General features: G+C 70.4%; 15 protein-coding genes. 3 read left to right on the plus strand and 12 right to left on the minus strand.

What is annotated here, in order from left to right:
• Nucleotides 1–12: 12 nt before the first annotated feature.
• Both E6C64_RS11995 and E6C64_RS12000 read left to right on the plus strand, forming a co-directional pair.
• Nucleotides 13–495, plus strand: a complete 483-nt coding sequence (locus tag E6C64_RS11995) for a pyridoxamine 5'-phosphate oxidase family protein (RefSeq protein ID WP_136427753.1) — start codon at nt 13–15, stop codon at nt 493–495.
• Complete coding sequence (locus tag E6C64_RS12000) at nt 492–1,505, plus strand: MDR family oxidoreductase (protein WP_136427754.1); 1,014 nt, start codon at nt 492–494, stop codon at nt 1,503–1,505. The genes E6C64_RS11995 and E6C64_RS12000 overlap by 4 nt, the downstream gene beginning before the upstream one ends.
• 159 nt (nt 1,506–1,664) lie before the next feature.
• Here E6C64_RS12000 and hemL read toward each other — a convergent pair whose 3' ends face one another.
• The 11 genes from hemL to hemE form a co-directional block, all read right to left on the minus strand.
• Entirely contained in the window at nt 1,665–2,993 is a 1,329-nt protein-coding gene (gene hemL / locus E6C64_RS12005) for a glutamate-1-semialdehyde 2,1-aminomutase (protein ID WP_136427755.1), read from the minus strand.
• 34 nt (nt 2,994–3,027) lie between these two features.
• Nucleotides 3,028–4,011: a porphobilinogen synthase gene (gene hemB, locus E6C64_RS12010; RefSeq protein ID WP_438941860.1), complete on the minus strand. Its 984-nt coding sequence runs from the start codon at nt 4,009–4,011 to the stop codon at nt 3,028–3,030.
• Complete coding sequence (locus E6C64_RS12015) at nt 4,005–4,796, minus strand: uroporphyrinogen-III synthase (protein WP_136427756.1); 792 nt, start codon at nt 4,794–4,796, stop codon at nt 4,005–4,007. The genes hemB and E6C64_RS12015 overlap by 7 nt, the downstream gene beginning before the upstream one ends.
• Nucleotides 4,793–5,812 carry a hydroxymethylbilane synthase gene (hemC, locus tag E6C64_RS12020; RefSeq protein ID WP_269846382.1) on the minus strand — a complete coding sequence of 340 codons (1,020 nt, stop codon included), beginning with the start codon at nt 5,810–5,812 and terminating at the stop codon, nt 4,793–4,795. The genes E6C64_RS12015 and hemC overlap by 4 nt, the downstream gene beginning before the upstream one ends.
• Nucleotides 5,809–6,984 carry a ferrochelatase gene (locus E6C64_RS12025; RefSeq protein ID WP_438941861.1) on the minus strand — a complete coding sequence of 392 codons (1,176 nt, stop codon included), beginning with the start codon at nt 6,982–6,984 and terminating at the stop codon, nt 5,809–5,811. Before E6C64_RS12025 ends, hemC begins: the two co-directional genes overlap by 4 nt.
• Nucleotides 6,981–7,718: a hydrogen peroxide-dependent heme synthase gene (hemQ, locus tag E6C64_RS12030; protein WP_136427757.1), complete on the minus strand. Its 738-nt coding sequence runs from the start codon at nt 7,716–7,718 to the stop codon at nt 6,981–6,983. The genes E6C64_RS12025 and hemQ overlap by 4 nt, the downstream gene beginning before the upstream one ends.
• A gap of 55 nt (nt 7,719–7,773) precedes the next feature.
• On the minus strand, nt 7,774–8,046 hold the full coding sequence (locus E6C64_RS12035; RefSeq protein ID WP_158437852.1) for a DUF3618 domain-containing protein: 273 nt from the start codon (nt 8,044–8,046) through the stop codon (nt 7,774–7,776).
• On the minus strand, nt 8,036–8,476 hold the full coding sequence (locus tag E6C64_RS12040) for a phage holin family protein (protein ID WP_136427759.1): 441 nt from the start codon (nt 8,474–8,476) through the stop codon (nt 8,036–8,038). The genes E6C64_RS12035 and E6C64_RS12040 overlap by 11 nt, the downstream gene beginning before the upstream one ends.
• 14 nt (nt 8,477–8,490) lie before the next feature.
• Nucleotides 8,491–8,772 carry a hypothetical protein gene (locus E6C64_RS12045; RefSeq protein ID WP_136427760.1) on the minus strand — a complete coding sequence of 94 codons (282 nt, stop codon included), beginning with the start codon at nt 8,770–8,772 and terminating at the stop codon, nt 8,491–8,493.
• Between the two features lie 129 nt (nt 8,773–8,901).
• The gene (locus E6C64_RS12050) at nt 8,902–10,287 is read right to left on the minus strand and encodes a protoporphyrinogen/coproporphyrinogen oxidase (protein WP_136427761.1); all 1,386 of its coding nucleotides are present in this window, start codon (nt 10,285–10,287) and stop codon (nt 8,902–8,904) included.
• A complete protein-coding gene (hemE, locus tag E6C64_RS12055) occupies nt 10,284–11,381 on the minus strand; it encodes a uroporphyrinogen decarboxylase (RefSeq protein ID WP_136427762.1) in 1,098 nt (365 codons plus the stop codon). The genes E6C64_RS12050 and hemE overlap by 4 nt, the downstream gene beginning before the upstream one ends.
• Before the next feature lie 131 nt (nt 11,382–11,512).
• Here hemE and E6C64_RS12060 point away from each other — a divergent pair, with 131 nt between their 5' ends.
• Nucleotides 11,513–12,823 (plus strand): glutamyl-tRNA reductase, encoded by a 1,311-nt coding sequence (locus tag E6C64_RS12060; RefSeq protein WP_136427763.1) that lies wholly within the window; start codon nt 11,513–11,515, stop codon nt 12,821–12,823.
• A 154-nt stretch (nt 12,824–12,977) separates the two neighbouring features.
• On the opposite strand, the gene E6C64_RS12065 is transcribed toward E6C64_RS12060, so the two are convergent.
• Nucleotides 12,978–13,883, minus strand: coding sequence for a serine hydrolase (locus E6C64_RS12065; protein WP_233255604.1), 906 nt, complete (start codon nt 13,881–13,883; stop codon nt 12,978–12,980).
• Nucleotides 13,884–13,966 lie beyond the last annotated feature (83 nt).

The following is a 13,966-nucleotide window of genomic DNA, read 5'->3' on the forward strand; positions in this document are numbered from 1 at the left end:
AGGACACGGCCGATGGCGACCGCAGAGGAGATCGAGCAGCTCGGAAAGCTCATCGGCAAGGCCGACATCGGCCTGCTGACCACGACGAGCGCAGACGGGCAGCTCGTCAGCCGCCCGATGGGCCTGATCGACCGCGATTTCGACGGCACCCTCTGGTTCTTCACCCAGGATCCCTCCCACAAGACCGACGAGGTGAGGGCGAGCGATCAGGTCAATGTCGCCCTGCAGGCGGGTGATGGCTGGGTTTCCGTCGCCGGCTCCGCCTCGGTCGTCAAGGACCGATCGACGATCGACGAGCTGTGGACCTCTGGCGCCGAGGCCTGGTTCGAGAACGGCAAGGACGACCCCACCGTCGCCCTGCTCAAGGTCGATGCGGACACCGCCGAGCTCTGGACGATCAAGGACCCCAAGGTCGTCACTCTCTTCAAGTACGCGAAGGCGATCGTGACCGGCGACACCCCGGACGTGGGCGAGACGAAGACCATCGCGCTGTGAGCACCCGGACCGATTCTGGATCCCATCGGGCCATCGTCGTCCGGAGCGCCCACGACGGTGCCGTTGCGGCCATCGAGCAGCGGGAGGCGCCCCAGGCCGGGCTGGGCGAACTGGTGCTCGACGTGCAGCACAGCTCCGTCAATTTCAAGGACGCCCTCGCGATGAGCGGACGCCCCGGTGTGCTGCGCAGCCACCCGATGGTCCCCGGGATCGATGCGGTGGGCACCGTCGTGAACTCCGACGACCCCCATTGGCCGTCCGGACAGACGGTGATCCTCAATGGCGCGGGAATCGGCGAGCGAGCCGACGGAGGCCTGGCTGAGCGTGTCGTCGTGCCGGCCGACAGTGCGGTGCGACTGCCGAGCGGGTGGTCGACCCGAAGCGCGGCCGCCGTCGGAACCGCCGGCTTCACGGCCGCGCTGTCCGTTCTGGCGCTCCGGCGGGATGTCTCCGCCGACGCCGGCGATGTGCTGGTCACGGGCGCGGCGGGCGGGGTCGGCTCCTTCGCCATCCGGCTGCTCTCCTCCCTCGGCTACCGGGTCGTCGCCTCCACCGGCAGACCCGACGACCAGGGGGATCGCCTGAGAGAGCTCGGGGCCGCGGACGTCATCCACCGCGGCGAGCTCTCGGACTCTGGCGGCAAGCCGATGCAGAAGGCTCGGTGGGCGGGGGCGGTCGACTCCGTCGGGAGCACGACCCTCGTCTCGGTTCTTGCGCAGACGAGCTACGGCGGGGTGGTCACCGCCTGCGGACTGGCGCAGGGCCCCGACCTGCCCGGCACGGTGCTGCCCTTCATCCTGCGCGGTGTCTCGCTGCTCGGGATCAACTCCGTCGACGCCCCGCACGAGAAGCGAGCGGAGGCATGGCAGCTGATCGCGGACACCCTGGATGAAGCGGCCGTCACGTCGATCGCCCCTCAGACGATCGGCCTCGAAGAGGCGATCGGACTGGCGCCCGACGTGCTCGCGGGCAAGGTCGCCGGCCGAGTAGTGGTCGACGTCGCTCGCTGAGCATCTTCGCGGATCAGGAGCGCTTGCACCGATCAGGGAATTGCCCCCGAATCCCGTCCGCTAGTGCCCTCGAACGCCCCCGGCGAGCACGAGTCCCCTGATCCGTGCCAGGTCCCCTGATCCGCGAAAATGGGGTTGCCGGGCCACCAGGCGGGCGGGTCAGGCGGGAGGCTGGGCCTCGGCTGCGGCGCGGGCGGCGGCCGGGAGGACCTCCTCGATCCGCGACAGCACCTCGTCGGTGTGCGCGGCAGAGAGGAACCAGGCCTCGAACACCGATGGAGGCAGAGACACTCCGCCGTCGAGCATGGCGTGGAAGAACGGGGCGTAGCGCCACGACTCCTGCGCGGTCACCTGCGCGTAGTTGAGGGGCGCGGGGCCCGGCCCGAAGACGAAGCTGAACAGGCTGCCCGCGCGCTGCACCGAGTGCGCGACCCCTGCATCATCGAGCGCAGCGGACACCGACGCGGACAGCCGCTCGGCCGCGTAGTCCACCGCCGCATAGACATCGGCGTCGGCCAGCCGCAGGGTCGCCAGGCCGGCCGCCACCGCGACGGGATTGCCCGACAGGGTGCCCGCCTGGTACACGGGACCGAGCGGCGCGAGCCTGTTCATCACCTCGGCCCGTCCGCCGATCGCGGCGAGCGGCATGCCCCCTCCGATGACCTTGCCGAAGGCGAAGATGTCGGGCGTGTAGGCGGGCCCGCGGCTGACGTCGTGCCCCCACCAGCCTGCCGAGCTGACTCGGAATCCCGTGAGCACCTCGTCGAGGATGACCAGTGCACCCGCCTCATGGGCGATCTCGACCAGCGCGGCGTTGAAGCCGTCGAGCGGCGCGACGACGCCCATGTTGGCGGCCGCGGCCTCCGTGATCACTGCCGCGATCCTGCCGTCGTACGCGGCGAACGCGGCGCGGACCGCATCCAGATCGTTGTAGGGCAGCACGAGGGTCTGCGCCGCGATGGCATCGGGCACCCCGGCCGACGCAGGAAGCGCGAGCGTGGCCAGACCCGAGCCGGCCGACGCGAGCAGTCCGTCGGAATGGCCGTGGTAATGGCCCGCGAACTTGATCAGCAGGTCGCGGCCGGTGAAGCCGCGGGCGAGCCGGATGGCCGTCATGGTGGCCTCCGTGCCCGTCGAAACGAGTCGGACGCGCTCCAGGGGCGTGATCCCGGCGGCCTGAACGCGCTCGATGACCAGTTCCGCGAGCTCGGTCTCGGCTGGAGTGGTCGCACCGAAGGACAGTCCTCGAGCGGCGGCCTCCTGCACCGCAGCCACCACCTCGGGGTGCGCGTGGCCGAGGATGGCGGGTCCCCACGAGCCGACAAGATCCACATAGGTCCGGCCGTCGGCGTCGGTCACCATCGCGCCCGAGGCGCTCACCAGGAAGCGGGGCGTGCCGCCGACCGAGCCGTAGGCGCGTACCGGGGAGTTCACTCCCCCGGGGATCGCCTGGCGGGCGCGATCGAACAGCTGCTCATTCGTGGTCATGACATCTCCAAGGGCACAGCCCGGTCTCGCAGGATCAGCGTCGGGCGAGCCAGCGTGCGGCCTCGACCGCCCAGTAGCTCAGCACCACGTCGGCACCCGCACGCCGGATGGCCACCAGCGATTCGAGCACGGCGCGCTCACGGTCGATCCAGCCCTGCGCGGCAGCCGCCTCGATCATCGAGTACTCGCCGGACACCTGATAGGCCCACACCGGCACGGGACTCATCGCGGCCACGTCGGAGAGCACATCGAGATAGAGCGATGCGGGCTTCACCATCACGATGTCCGCGCCCTCGTCGATGTCCAGCTCGGCCTCGCGCACGCCCTCGCGACGGTTCGCCGGGTCGAGCTGGTACGTCCGACGGTCGCCGACCAGAGCCGACTCCACGGCGTCGCGGAATGGGCCGTACAGCGCGGTCGCGTACTTGGCCGAATAGGCGAGCACCGCCGTCCCCGAGTGGCCCGATGCGTCCAGGGCCGCGCGCACGACGGCGGTCTGGCCGTCCATCATGCCGCTGAGCCCGAGCAACTGGGATCCGGATTCCGCCTGCACGATCGCCATCTGGGCGTACCGCTCGAGGGTCGCATCGTTGTCGACGGAGCCATCGGCGGCGAGCACTCCGCAGTGGCCGTGATCGGTGAACTCGTCGAGGCACAGGTCGGTCTGGACGACGAGCGCGTCCCCCACCTCGGCCGCAGCCAGTCGGGTGGCCACGTTGAGGATGCCGTCGGGATCGGTAGCGCCCGACCCGATCGCATCACGGGTCGATGGGACGCCGAACAGCATGACGCCGCCGATGCCGGCCTCGGCCGCCTCGACGAGGGCAGCCCTGAGGGAATCGAGGGAGTGCTGGACGACACCGGGCATCGAGCCGATGGGCTGCGGCTCGGAGGCGCCCTCGCGCACGAACATCGGCAGGACCAGATCGGCCGGATGCACCCGCGTCTCGGAGATCAGGCGTCGCAACGCGGGAGTCGCCCTCAGGCGTCGAGGCCTGATCACCGGTCCGGTCACCATTCGTCGTCCTCGTCGGGCCGTTCGCGTTCGGCGACCTCGAGCAGCGCTCCGATCAACGACGCGGCGGAGCGCTCCTTGGCGACGAGGTCGACCCGCAGGCCGACACTGCGCGAATCGGCGGCCGTCCTGGGTCCGATGCAGACCACCAGCGTGGCGTCGGGGACGGGGCCGAGCTGCTGCTGGACCTGGACCGCGACGCTTCCGGAGGTGACGAAGATGGCCCGGAATCGGCCGTCGGCGACGTCGGAGCGGATGGAGTCGTCCACCTCGACGCCGACCGTGCGGTAGGCGACGACGGATTCGACCTGGTGACCGAGAGCGCGCAGGCCGTCGGTGAGCACCGGACGAGCGATATCGGAGCGGAGGGCGAGGATGCGCTGCGGCACCGAGGCGCCGGTCACCTCGTCCCACTCGTCGAGCAGACCTCGCGCCGAGTTGTCGCGAGAGGGCACGAAGTCGACCCGGAAACCGGCCGCGAGCAGGGCCGCCGCCGTGGTCTCGCCGACCGCGGCGATACGTGTGGTGGTGGGGATGGCGACTCGGTGCGCGGACAGGACGTCGACCGTCGTGGCGCTCGTGACGGACATCCAGTCGAAGGCGCCCTCCGTCAGCTGGGCGAGCGCGACCTCGAGGGCGGGGGCGTCGCCGGTGCCGGCGAAGTTGATCATCGGGGCGACTACCGGGGTGGCGCCGTGGGCGCGCAGGTCGGCGGCCACCTCGTGGCCCCATGGGCCTCCGCGGGGGACGAGCACGCGCCAGCCGACCAGCGGCTTCGCGGGGATCATGCGCTCACCCCGAGCGGAGCGAGTTCGGCGGCGCCACCATCGAGGAGCTCGGCCACGAGCTGCGCGCTGATGCTCTGCGCGGCGCCGAGCAGGCTGGTGGGATCATCGGCGTCGTAAGCGGCGCGTCCGGTACGGACGATCGATTCCGTCCCATCGATCCGGTAGACGCTCGCCACGACGTCCAGACTGCCGGCCCGCGCCACGGCGGACACTCCGATCGGCGCGGTGCAGCCGGCCTCGAGGCCGCGGAGCACCCCGCGCTCGGCCTCGACCTCGTAGGCGGATTCGAGGTCGGTGAGGGCGTCGACGGCCTCGCCGATCTCCGTCGGGTCGGGGAAGGGCGGCAGACGATGCGCGGCATCCGCGGAGCGCACCTCGATGGCGAGCGCCCCCTGGGCCGGAGCCGTCGGCCAGTCCTCCAGGCCGAAGCGCTCGGTGACCGCGCTGTCCCGTCCCAGTCGCGCGACTCCCGCAGCGGCGAGCACCACGGCATCGAGCCGTCCATCCAGGATCATGCCGAGGCGGGTGTCGACGTTGCCACGCAGGTCGACGACGTCGAGATCCGGACGGTGCGCGCGCAGCTGCGCGATCCGCCGCGGCGAGCCGGTGCCGACCCGCGAACCAGCGGGCAGCTCCGCGAGGGTCATGCCGTCCCGCGCGCAGAGGACATCACGCTGGTCCTCGCGGGTGGGCACGCCCAGAACGCTCAAGCCGTCGAACGGCGTCGTCGGCAGATCCTTGAAGGAGTGCACGACGAGGTCGCAGTCGCCCCGCAGCAGCGCGGATCGCAGTGTCCCGGCGAACACGCCTCGGCCGCCGATCACGGAGAGCGACGCCTGATTGACATCGCCCTCGCTCGCGATCGGAACGAGCTCCACCTCGTTGCCCGCGGCCCGCAGGGTGTCGGCGATCATCCCCGCCTGCGCCAGAGCCAGGGCGCTCCGTCGGGTCCCTATCCGAAGGCGTCCGATCCGAAGCCGACCGTCGCGACGCCGAGTGTCGACGCCGATGGTCACGGCGCGAGCCCGGAGACCGCTGGCTTGAAGCCCATCCGCTTGTTCTCGCAGCAGCCAGGACGGCAGACGTCGTACCAGGGACCGAGGTCGGTCACGGCAGGTCGCTGAGCGGCGGGCACGCCGTCACGACGCTCGAGGACGAGGTCGATGAGACCGGAGACGTACGCGGCGTGCACGCCGGGGGTCGGCACCCGGATCGCGGCGATCCCGAGCTCAGCGGCTGTCTCGAGGGCCTCGGTGTCGAGGTCCCACTTGACCTCCATGTGATCGCTGACGAAGCCGAGCGGCACGATGACGACCGCACGCACGCCCTGGGCGGCCAGTTCGGTGATGCGGTCGTTGACGTCGGGTTCGAGCCACGGCTGGGTGGGCGGACCGCTGCGCGACTGGTACACGAGGTCCCATGGGACGTCCCGTCCGGATTCGTGCATGACCACCTCGGCCACTGCGAGATGCTGAGCCGCATAGGCGCCGCCCTCTCCGAAGCCGCGGAAGTCGGGGCCGGAGAGATTGGCGTCGGTCGACGGGATCGAATGCGTGGAGAAGAGCACTCGCGCCTCCGAGGCGAGATCGATGTCCGGCACGAGCCGCTCGATCTCGGCGAGGCCGTCTGCCACACCCTCGATGAACGGCTGCACGAAGCCGGGGTGATCGAAGAACTGCCGGACCTTGTCGATCTCGATCGTTCCCTCGAGGCCGGTCTCGGCAAGCGCGATGGCGAAGTCCTCGCGGTACTGGCGGCAGCTGGAGTACGAGCTGTAGGCGCTCGTGGCGATCGCGATGAGCCGGTGCAGGCCTCGCGAGTCCGCCTCCTGCAGGGCCTCCGCCAGGTACGGATCCCAGTTGCGGTTGCCCCACAGCACCGGAAGGTCGATGCCGCGACGCGCGAGCTCGGCCTCGAGGGCCGCCTTCAGCTCGCGGTTCTGGTCGTTGATGGGGCTGACGCCTCCGAACGCCCGATAGTGGTGCGCGACCTCTTCCAGACGCTCGTCGGGGATCCCGCGCCCGCGGGTGACGTTGCGCAGGAACGGGATGACATCGTCCTGTCCCTCCGGCCCGCCGAAGCTGGCGAGCAGGATGGCGTCGTAGGCCGTCGGCACCTCGACGTGGGCGGGGCCGCTGGCGGCCGCCGCCGTGGCGGCGAGCACGACGGGAGTCGTGACGGCGCTCACGCGAGCACCTCGGCGATCTCGGACGTCGGGATGCGCCGTCCGGTGAAGAAGGGCACCTCTTCGCGCACGTGCATGCGTGCGTCGGTCGCGCGCAGGGCGCGCATCATGTCGACCAGGTCGACCAGGACATCGGATTCCATCGGCAGGATCCACTCGTAATCCCCCAGCGCGAACGAGGCGACCGTGTTCGCGATGACGGAGGTGAAGGCCGCGCCTTTGCGCCCATGGTCGGCGAGCATCGTACGACGCTCGGTCTCGTCGAGGAGGTACCAGTCGAACGAGCGGACGAACGGATAGACCGTCAGCCAGTCTCGAGCGCGCTCCCCGCGGAGGAATCCGGGACTGTGCGCCCGGTTGAATTCCGCGTCCCGATGCACGCCGAGGGCGTTCCAGGTGGGCAGCAGACCCCGCAGCAGAGAAGTCCGACGAAGCCGTCGCAGCCCGGACTGCAGCGATTCGGCGGTATCCCCGTGCAGCCAGATCATCAGATCGGCGTCCGCACGCAGTCCGGAGACGTCGTAGAAGCCGCGGACGACCACGCCCTCGTCGGCGAGCTGGCCGACCACCGCATCGATCTCGGACAGGTCGGAATCCGCCGAATCAGAGTTGGCTGAATGCGGTGCGGCGGGGGTGGGATCGGATGGATCAGAGGAAGCAGGTGCGGCGAACGGAGCGGTGGGGTCCCGCCGTAACACTGCCCAGAGGGCGAACCCAGCGGACGTCATATCCTCCATCTTCCACCCGCCGACGCCGCGCCCCAAAACGGGGACGGCCGGCGGAGCGCCCGCCTCAGCGGCGAGCGATCCGCAGCGCCACTGCTCCGCCGATCACCGCGAGGGCGGCACCGGCAGACGCGTAGAGCACGACGGGATTGTTCTTGCGCAGGTCGTCGAAGGCGTCGCGCGCCTTGGACGCCGCCTTGCTCACCTGCTTGGGCACATTGAGCTTGTCCTCGATCGCGTCGAGGGTCTGGGCCAGCTTCTCGCGCGTGGACTCGATGTCCGAGCGGATCTCGCCGAGGGCGCGCTCCTTGTGGCTCAGCGCGGTGTCGTCATCGGTCATAGTTGCCAACTCCCTTGATTGCCCTGACATCGTTCTTGACGCTCTCGATGGCCTGCTCGGGAACCGGAGGCACGCCCTTCTTGACCTTCCGGAGCCCGATGAGCACGAGGATAGCCGTGATCACCAGGAGAGCGACTGCGACGATCAATGCCGCCAGCCACCCGGGCAGCGCGGTGGCGATCCCGAGGACAGCCGCGGCGATGAGCACCGCGAACGCGAAGAACGCGAAGAACGCCGCACCGGCGAACAGTCCGGCCCCGATGCCGAGGCTCACCAGCTTGGCGGTGAGCTCCTTCTTGATCTGCTCGATCTCATCGCGGATGAGGCTGCCGACCAGTCCGGGGAGGTCGCCGATCAGCGCGATCAGCGACTTCTTCTTGGCCGACGAGCTCGCTGCGCTCGAGCTGCCGGGTGACGTCGGGTTCGACACGGTGCTGCCCCGTCTCAGATCGAGGGGGACGGCTCGGACGAGGTGTCCGGCTTCTTCGAAGCCTTGCCGGCGACGCCGTCGATGACCTTCTTGGCGCCATCGGCCAGCACGGTCGGCACGTCGGGAACGTGGTCGTCCACGAACGACTGGACCTGTCCGACGCCCTTCTGCACGGGGTCGCTGTGCCAGACCTTCTGCGCATTCGACTTGATCTGCTCGTAGCGCTTGCGACCAGCACGCGAACCCAGCACGTAGCCGAGCGCTGCGCCGGCGGCGAAGACCAGTTTGCCCTTCATGTTGACTCCATTCGGATCGAGAGGAACATCGACGGAAACACTGCTCTCCACAGTAGTCGTCCGCGCGTATGCGGTTTCTGGAATGTCCCTCAGGAACAGGACGGCAACACGGACTCGGAGACGCGCGATTCAGTCGGTCGGTGCCGCTCCGAGACGGGCGACCTCGGACTGCGCATGCGCGACGACCGAGGCGAGCCCTGTGCCGGCCACCCACGCCCCCGTGATCGCGAGTGCCGGCGTCGCGGCGACGGCGGAGGAGAGCGCGGCGAGCCGAGCGGGCAGGCCGCGGGTCGCACGAGCGGCGTCCTGTCGCCAGACGGTGCGGGCGGCATCCACCACCGAGGCCGCAGGGATCGTCACCCCGAGCAGGCGGCCCGCCTCCTGAACGGCCAGGTCGACCGGCACCTCGTCCTCGCCGCGGAAGCTCACACGCAGCAGGTGCCGGCCGGGAGGCAATACGTCGCGCAGCCACGGCCATTTGGCCGACGAATGGGTGAGGGCTGTCGCGCTGCCGTCCTCGGCTCCGGCGACGAGCACTCCCGATCCGCGCGGTGCGGAATCGAGGGCGTCGACCCCGTCGACCGCCAGGGTGATCGTGGTCGACCTCCGGCCGGCCGGCCATTCGGACTCGATTCCGACCGCATCCCCGAGGATCGGCCGCAGCAGAGATCGCGCGGTCGACCCGTCGGTCGCGATCACGAGGCGTGCAGCGTCGATCACGTCGTCGGCGGTGCGGATGCGCCAGCCCCCCGGCGCGTGATCCACCGAGCTGACGGCGCTCGACGGACGGACCTCCACCCCGAATCGCTGCAGGTCTGCGAGGAGGGCGCGGGCGATGAGGTGAATCCCCCCGTCGACACCCGCGACCGCCGATCCGGCGGGGGCGGCCGAACGGAGGCGGAGCACGGCGGACGAGAGCGAGCCCGTCGCGGTCAGGGCACCGTTGAGTCCGGGCAGCAGCGCGTCGACGTCCGCGTCCTCCGGGCGCAGGCCGTAGACGCTCTCGACCACTGGGCGCACCAGGTCGTCAAGCACCGCGACTCCCATCCGGCGGCGCACCAGGCGGGCGAGGTCGTGCTCGCGGCCGATCGTGAGCTCGGGGATCAGCCGGTCGGCGTAGGCGCGGACCGCGGCGCGGGTGCCGATGATCGCGCGGACGTCGTCGGCGAGTGGGAAGCCGGGAATCCCGAGGACTCCTGCAGAGGGAAGGGGATGCGCGCGCCCGTCTCGCAGCAGCCAGGCCCCCTCAGGAGACGGCTCGACCTGCGTCAATCCGAGCGACCGGATGAGCGTCGAGACGGCGGTTCCTCGGACGGCGAAGCTCTCAGCGCCGACGTCGACCTCGACATCGGCCACCGATGCGCGCGCGAGCGCTCCGCCCAGCTCGTCCGCCGCGTCGAGCAGCGCGACGCTGCGACCGGCGAGCACCTCGGCTCGAGCCGCGACCAGCCCGGCCGCTCCCCCGCCCACCACGACGGTGTCGAAGGTCGCGGAGGCGCTCGGCAGTGCGCTCACCGTGGTTCGGCGCCCGACCTGTGCACCAGCTCGACGATGCCGGTCAGCACATCCGGATCCGTCTCGGGGGGCACCCCATGGCCGAGGTTGAAGACATGGGCCGGTGCGGCCTGTCCGCGTCGGAGCACATCGCGCACTCCGCGCTCGATGACGGCAGCCGGAGCGGCGAGGAGAGCCGAGTCGAGGTTCCCCTGCACAGGCACGGTCGGGCCCAGTCGGCGGGACGCGTCATCGAGCCGAGTGCGCCAGTCGACACCGACCACGTCCGCTCCCGCGTCGCGCATGGCTTCCAGCAGGTCGCCGGTGCCGACCCCGAAGTGCACGAGTGGCGCTCCGAGATCGCGGACGACGTCGAGCGCCGCCGCGGAGGCCGGTGCGGCCGAGGTCGTGTAGTCATCGAGTGAGAGCGAGCCCGCCCATGAATCGAAGAGCTGTCCGGCGCTGGCGCCCGCGATGAGCTGCGCACGGAGGAAGGTGCCGGTGATGCGGGCGGTCCACGCCATCAGCGCCTCCCACGTCTCCGGGTCGCCGAGCATCATGCTGCGGGCCGCGAGGTGATCCTTCGACGGCCCACCCTCGACGAGATAGGCGGCGAGGGTGAACGGGGCGCCGGCGAAGCCGATGAGCGGAGTGGAGCCCAGCTCGTCGATGGTCAGCCTGACCGCCTCGGCGATCGGCTCGAGCGCGGCCGGTTCGAGGGTCAGCTCAGCGAGCGCGGCGACATCCTCCGCGGTGCGCACCGGTCGGGCGATGACCGGACCGCGGCCGGGCACGATCTCCACCCCGACCCCCGCGAGGCGGAGCGGGATGACGATGTCGCTGAACAGGATCGCAGCGTCCACTCCATGGCGGCGGACGGGCTGGAGGGTGATCTCGCTGGCCATCGCAGGATCGAGGCACGAGTCGAGCATGGGCACTCCCTCACGGAGGCGCCGGTACTCGGGCAGCGAGCGCCCCGCCTGCCGCATGAACCACACCGGAGTCACCTCCGGGCGTTCCCCGCGGTAGGCCCGGATCAATGCGGATCCGCTGGTCCGACCGTCGTTCAGGGGATGCTCCGGAGGCAGGGCGACAGGGGTGGAGGGCTCAGGCACCCGTCAAGTGTTCCATCGGACGCCGCATGGGAGCGTCGTGCGACCGCGCCCCGCTCGCAATCCGCCGAGTGCATGAGTGCAAACGGGGGCATTCGGTCGGGGGCGCCCTGATCCGCGACTAAAATCGCCTGGTGCTCTTCTGCGTGTCTCTCAGCCATCGGACTACGTCGTTCGATCTGCTCGAGCGACTCTCGGAGGGTGCTCCCGCGCTCGGCTCGGCTCTCGTCGACGGCGCCGATGCGATCTCCGGTGCGGTGGTCCTCGCGACCTGCAACCGCTTCGAGGCCTATCTCGACATCGCGCTCGACGAATCGGACTCCCGATCCGTCGCTGAGAGCAGCGCACTCGCCACCATCGCCGAGGCGAGCGGAATCCAGCTCGACACTCTGGCCTCCTCCGCTGCGCTTCATGTGGGAGCCGCCGCTGCCGAGCATCTCTTCGCCGTGTCGAGCGGACTCGAATCAGTGGTCGTCGGCGAAGGGGAGATCGCCGGTCAGGTCAAGCGCGCCCTCGGCGCCGCGCGCACCGAAGGCACCACGACCGCCGATCTCGAGCGCGTCTTCCAGCGCGCATCGTCGGCGTCCCGCAGCGTGCAGAACTCCACGGGCCTGGGCGGCGCGGGTCGCTCGATCGTGCGCCTCGCCCTCGATCTGGCCTCCAGCCGGCTCGCCGACTGGCGAGTGCAGCGGGTGCTCCTCGTCGGAACAGGTGCCTACGCGGGTGCGAGCCTCGCGGCCCTGCGGGATCGCGGCGTGACGGATGTCGGCGTCTACTCCCCCTCCGGACGAGCGCATCGCTTCGGCACACGCGAGGGCGTCCGCCCCGTCACCGCAGACGATCTCGCCGCCGAGCTGGCGCAGGCCACGGTGATCGTCTCCTGCAGCACGGCGAACGGCTACGTCGTCACCTCCGACATGCTCGGATCCGCGCGCGACGGGTCGCCGCTGATGGTCATCGACCTGGGACTGCCGCGCAACGTCGAACCCGCTGTCGCGACCATCGCGGGCGTCGAGCTGCTCGACCTCGAGACCGTCCGACTGCATGCGCCTCTGCATGAGCTGACCGCAGCCCAAGACGCTCGCGAGCTGGTCGGCCGTGCCGCCGCCGCCTATTCCGCCGAGAGCACGGAGCACGAGGTGACCGCCGCCGTCGTAGGCTACCGGGCGCATGTGTTCGACCTTCTCGACACGGAGCTCGAGCGGCTGCGCGCCCGCGGCGAGAGCACCGAGGCCACCGAGCGGGCCATGCGCCATCTCGTGAGCGTCCTGGTGCACACACCGACCACCCGTGCCAAGCAGCTCGCCCGCGACGGACGGGCCGACGAGGCGGTCGCCGCGTTCTCGGCCCTGTTCGACATCGACGCACCGGCCGCCGATGCCCATCACGGCGTCGATGTGCACGGATTGGATCATCGCGGGATGGCGGATCCCGCCGCCTCCTGAGCTCTTGGAGTCCTGAATTCCGGCCCATCTCCTGAATTCGGGTGATCGAACGTCCGAATTCAGGCCCGACGGGCGTTCTCAGGCCGCGATTGGCGAAACCGGCCTGGATCCTTCCTTTCGGCCTGAGTTCAGGACCTCCGCAGTGCCCACCTCGTCAGTGCACGTACTCCAGCAGATCGGTTCCGATCGTCCGCATGGCGCCCAGAGCCTCGAGCCGGGTCGAGATGTCCTTGTCCGCGAACACCACGGTGACCGCGTAGGCGACCCCGGCGCGCGGTCCTCGGAGCACGCCCACCTCGCAGCGGATGCCGGTGTCGGTGCCGGTCTGGTTGAACAGGGTGAGGCTGTGATCGGAGCGAGTGTGGGCCAGCGGGTCGAGGCCGAAGGCGCTCGCCACGAGGGTGAGGTCCGCGCCGAGGGCCAGCCAATCGGCCACCTTGTAGCTCGTCGAGGCGTCGACCGCCTCCCCCCGGGCGATCCGCGCGAACAGCCAGGCGAGCTCCGCTGTCGAGCCAACGGAGAGCTGCGGGGCGTCATCGGGGCCCCGGCGCTCCCGGACCACATCGAGCAGCGCGGACTTGGTGATCCCGAGCGACTCGGCGCGCTGACGGACCGCGTCGAGGCCGACGCGTCGCAGCAGGATGTTGGTCGCCACGTTGTCACTCGTCGATCCGACGATGGCGGCGAGATCGGCGAGCGGCAAAGCGGGCACATGCAGGTGCTGCCAGACCCCGGCGCCGCCGATGAGGTCGGAGTCGGTGCGGTCGAGCACGTCGTAGCGCGACCATGAGCCGTCACTGAGCCGGGCCGCCACCTCGAGCAGGAGCAGCACCTTGCCGATGCCCGCCGTGGGCAGCACGATGTGGTCGTCCACCGAGAACAGCACCCGGCCGCTCAGCAGATCGACCGCCCGTGCTGAGACCTGCGATCCGTCGATGGCGAGCTGCGCGAGTGCGGCGAATCCGGCCGAGAAGTTCTCCGCCGCCTCCAGACCGCGATGCCGCGCGGCTGCGGCCTCCCGTTCACGCGCACGCCTGGTCCGCTCCCCCGCGGCCGTCACCGTTCGCTCGTCCGGCTCGTGCGGTCATGGATCCCCTGTCGACGATGCGCGGGCGTCATGACACGGACCATCGATGGCGAGCC

It is taken from the genome of Naasia lichenicola (assembly GCF_004801885.1).
Lineage (GTDB): Bacteria > Actinomycetota > Actinomycetes > Actinomycetales > Microbacteriaceae > Naasia > Naasia lichenicola.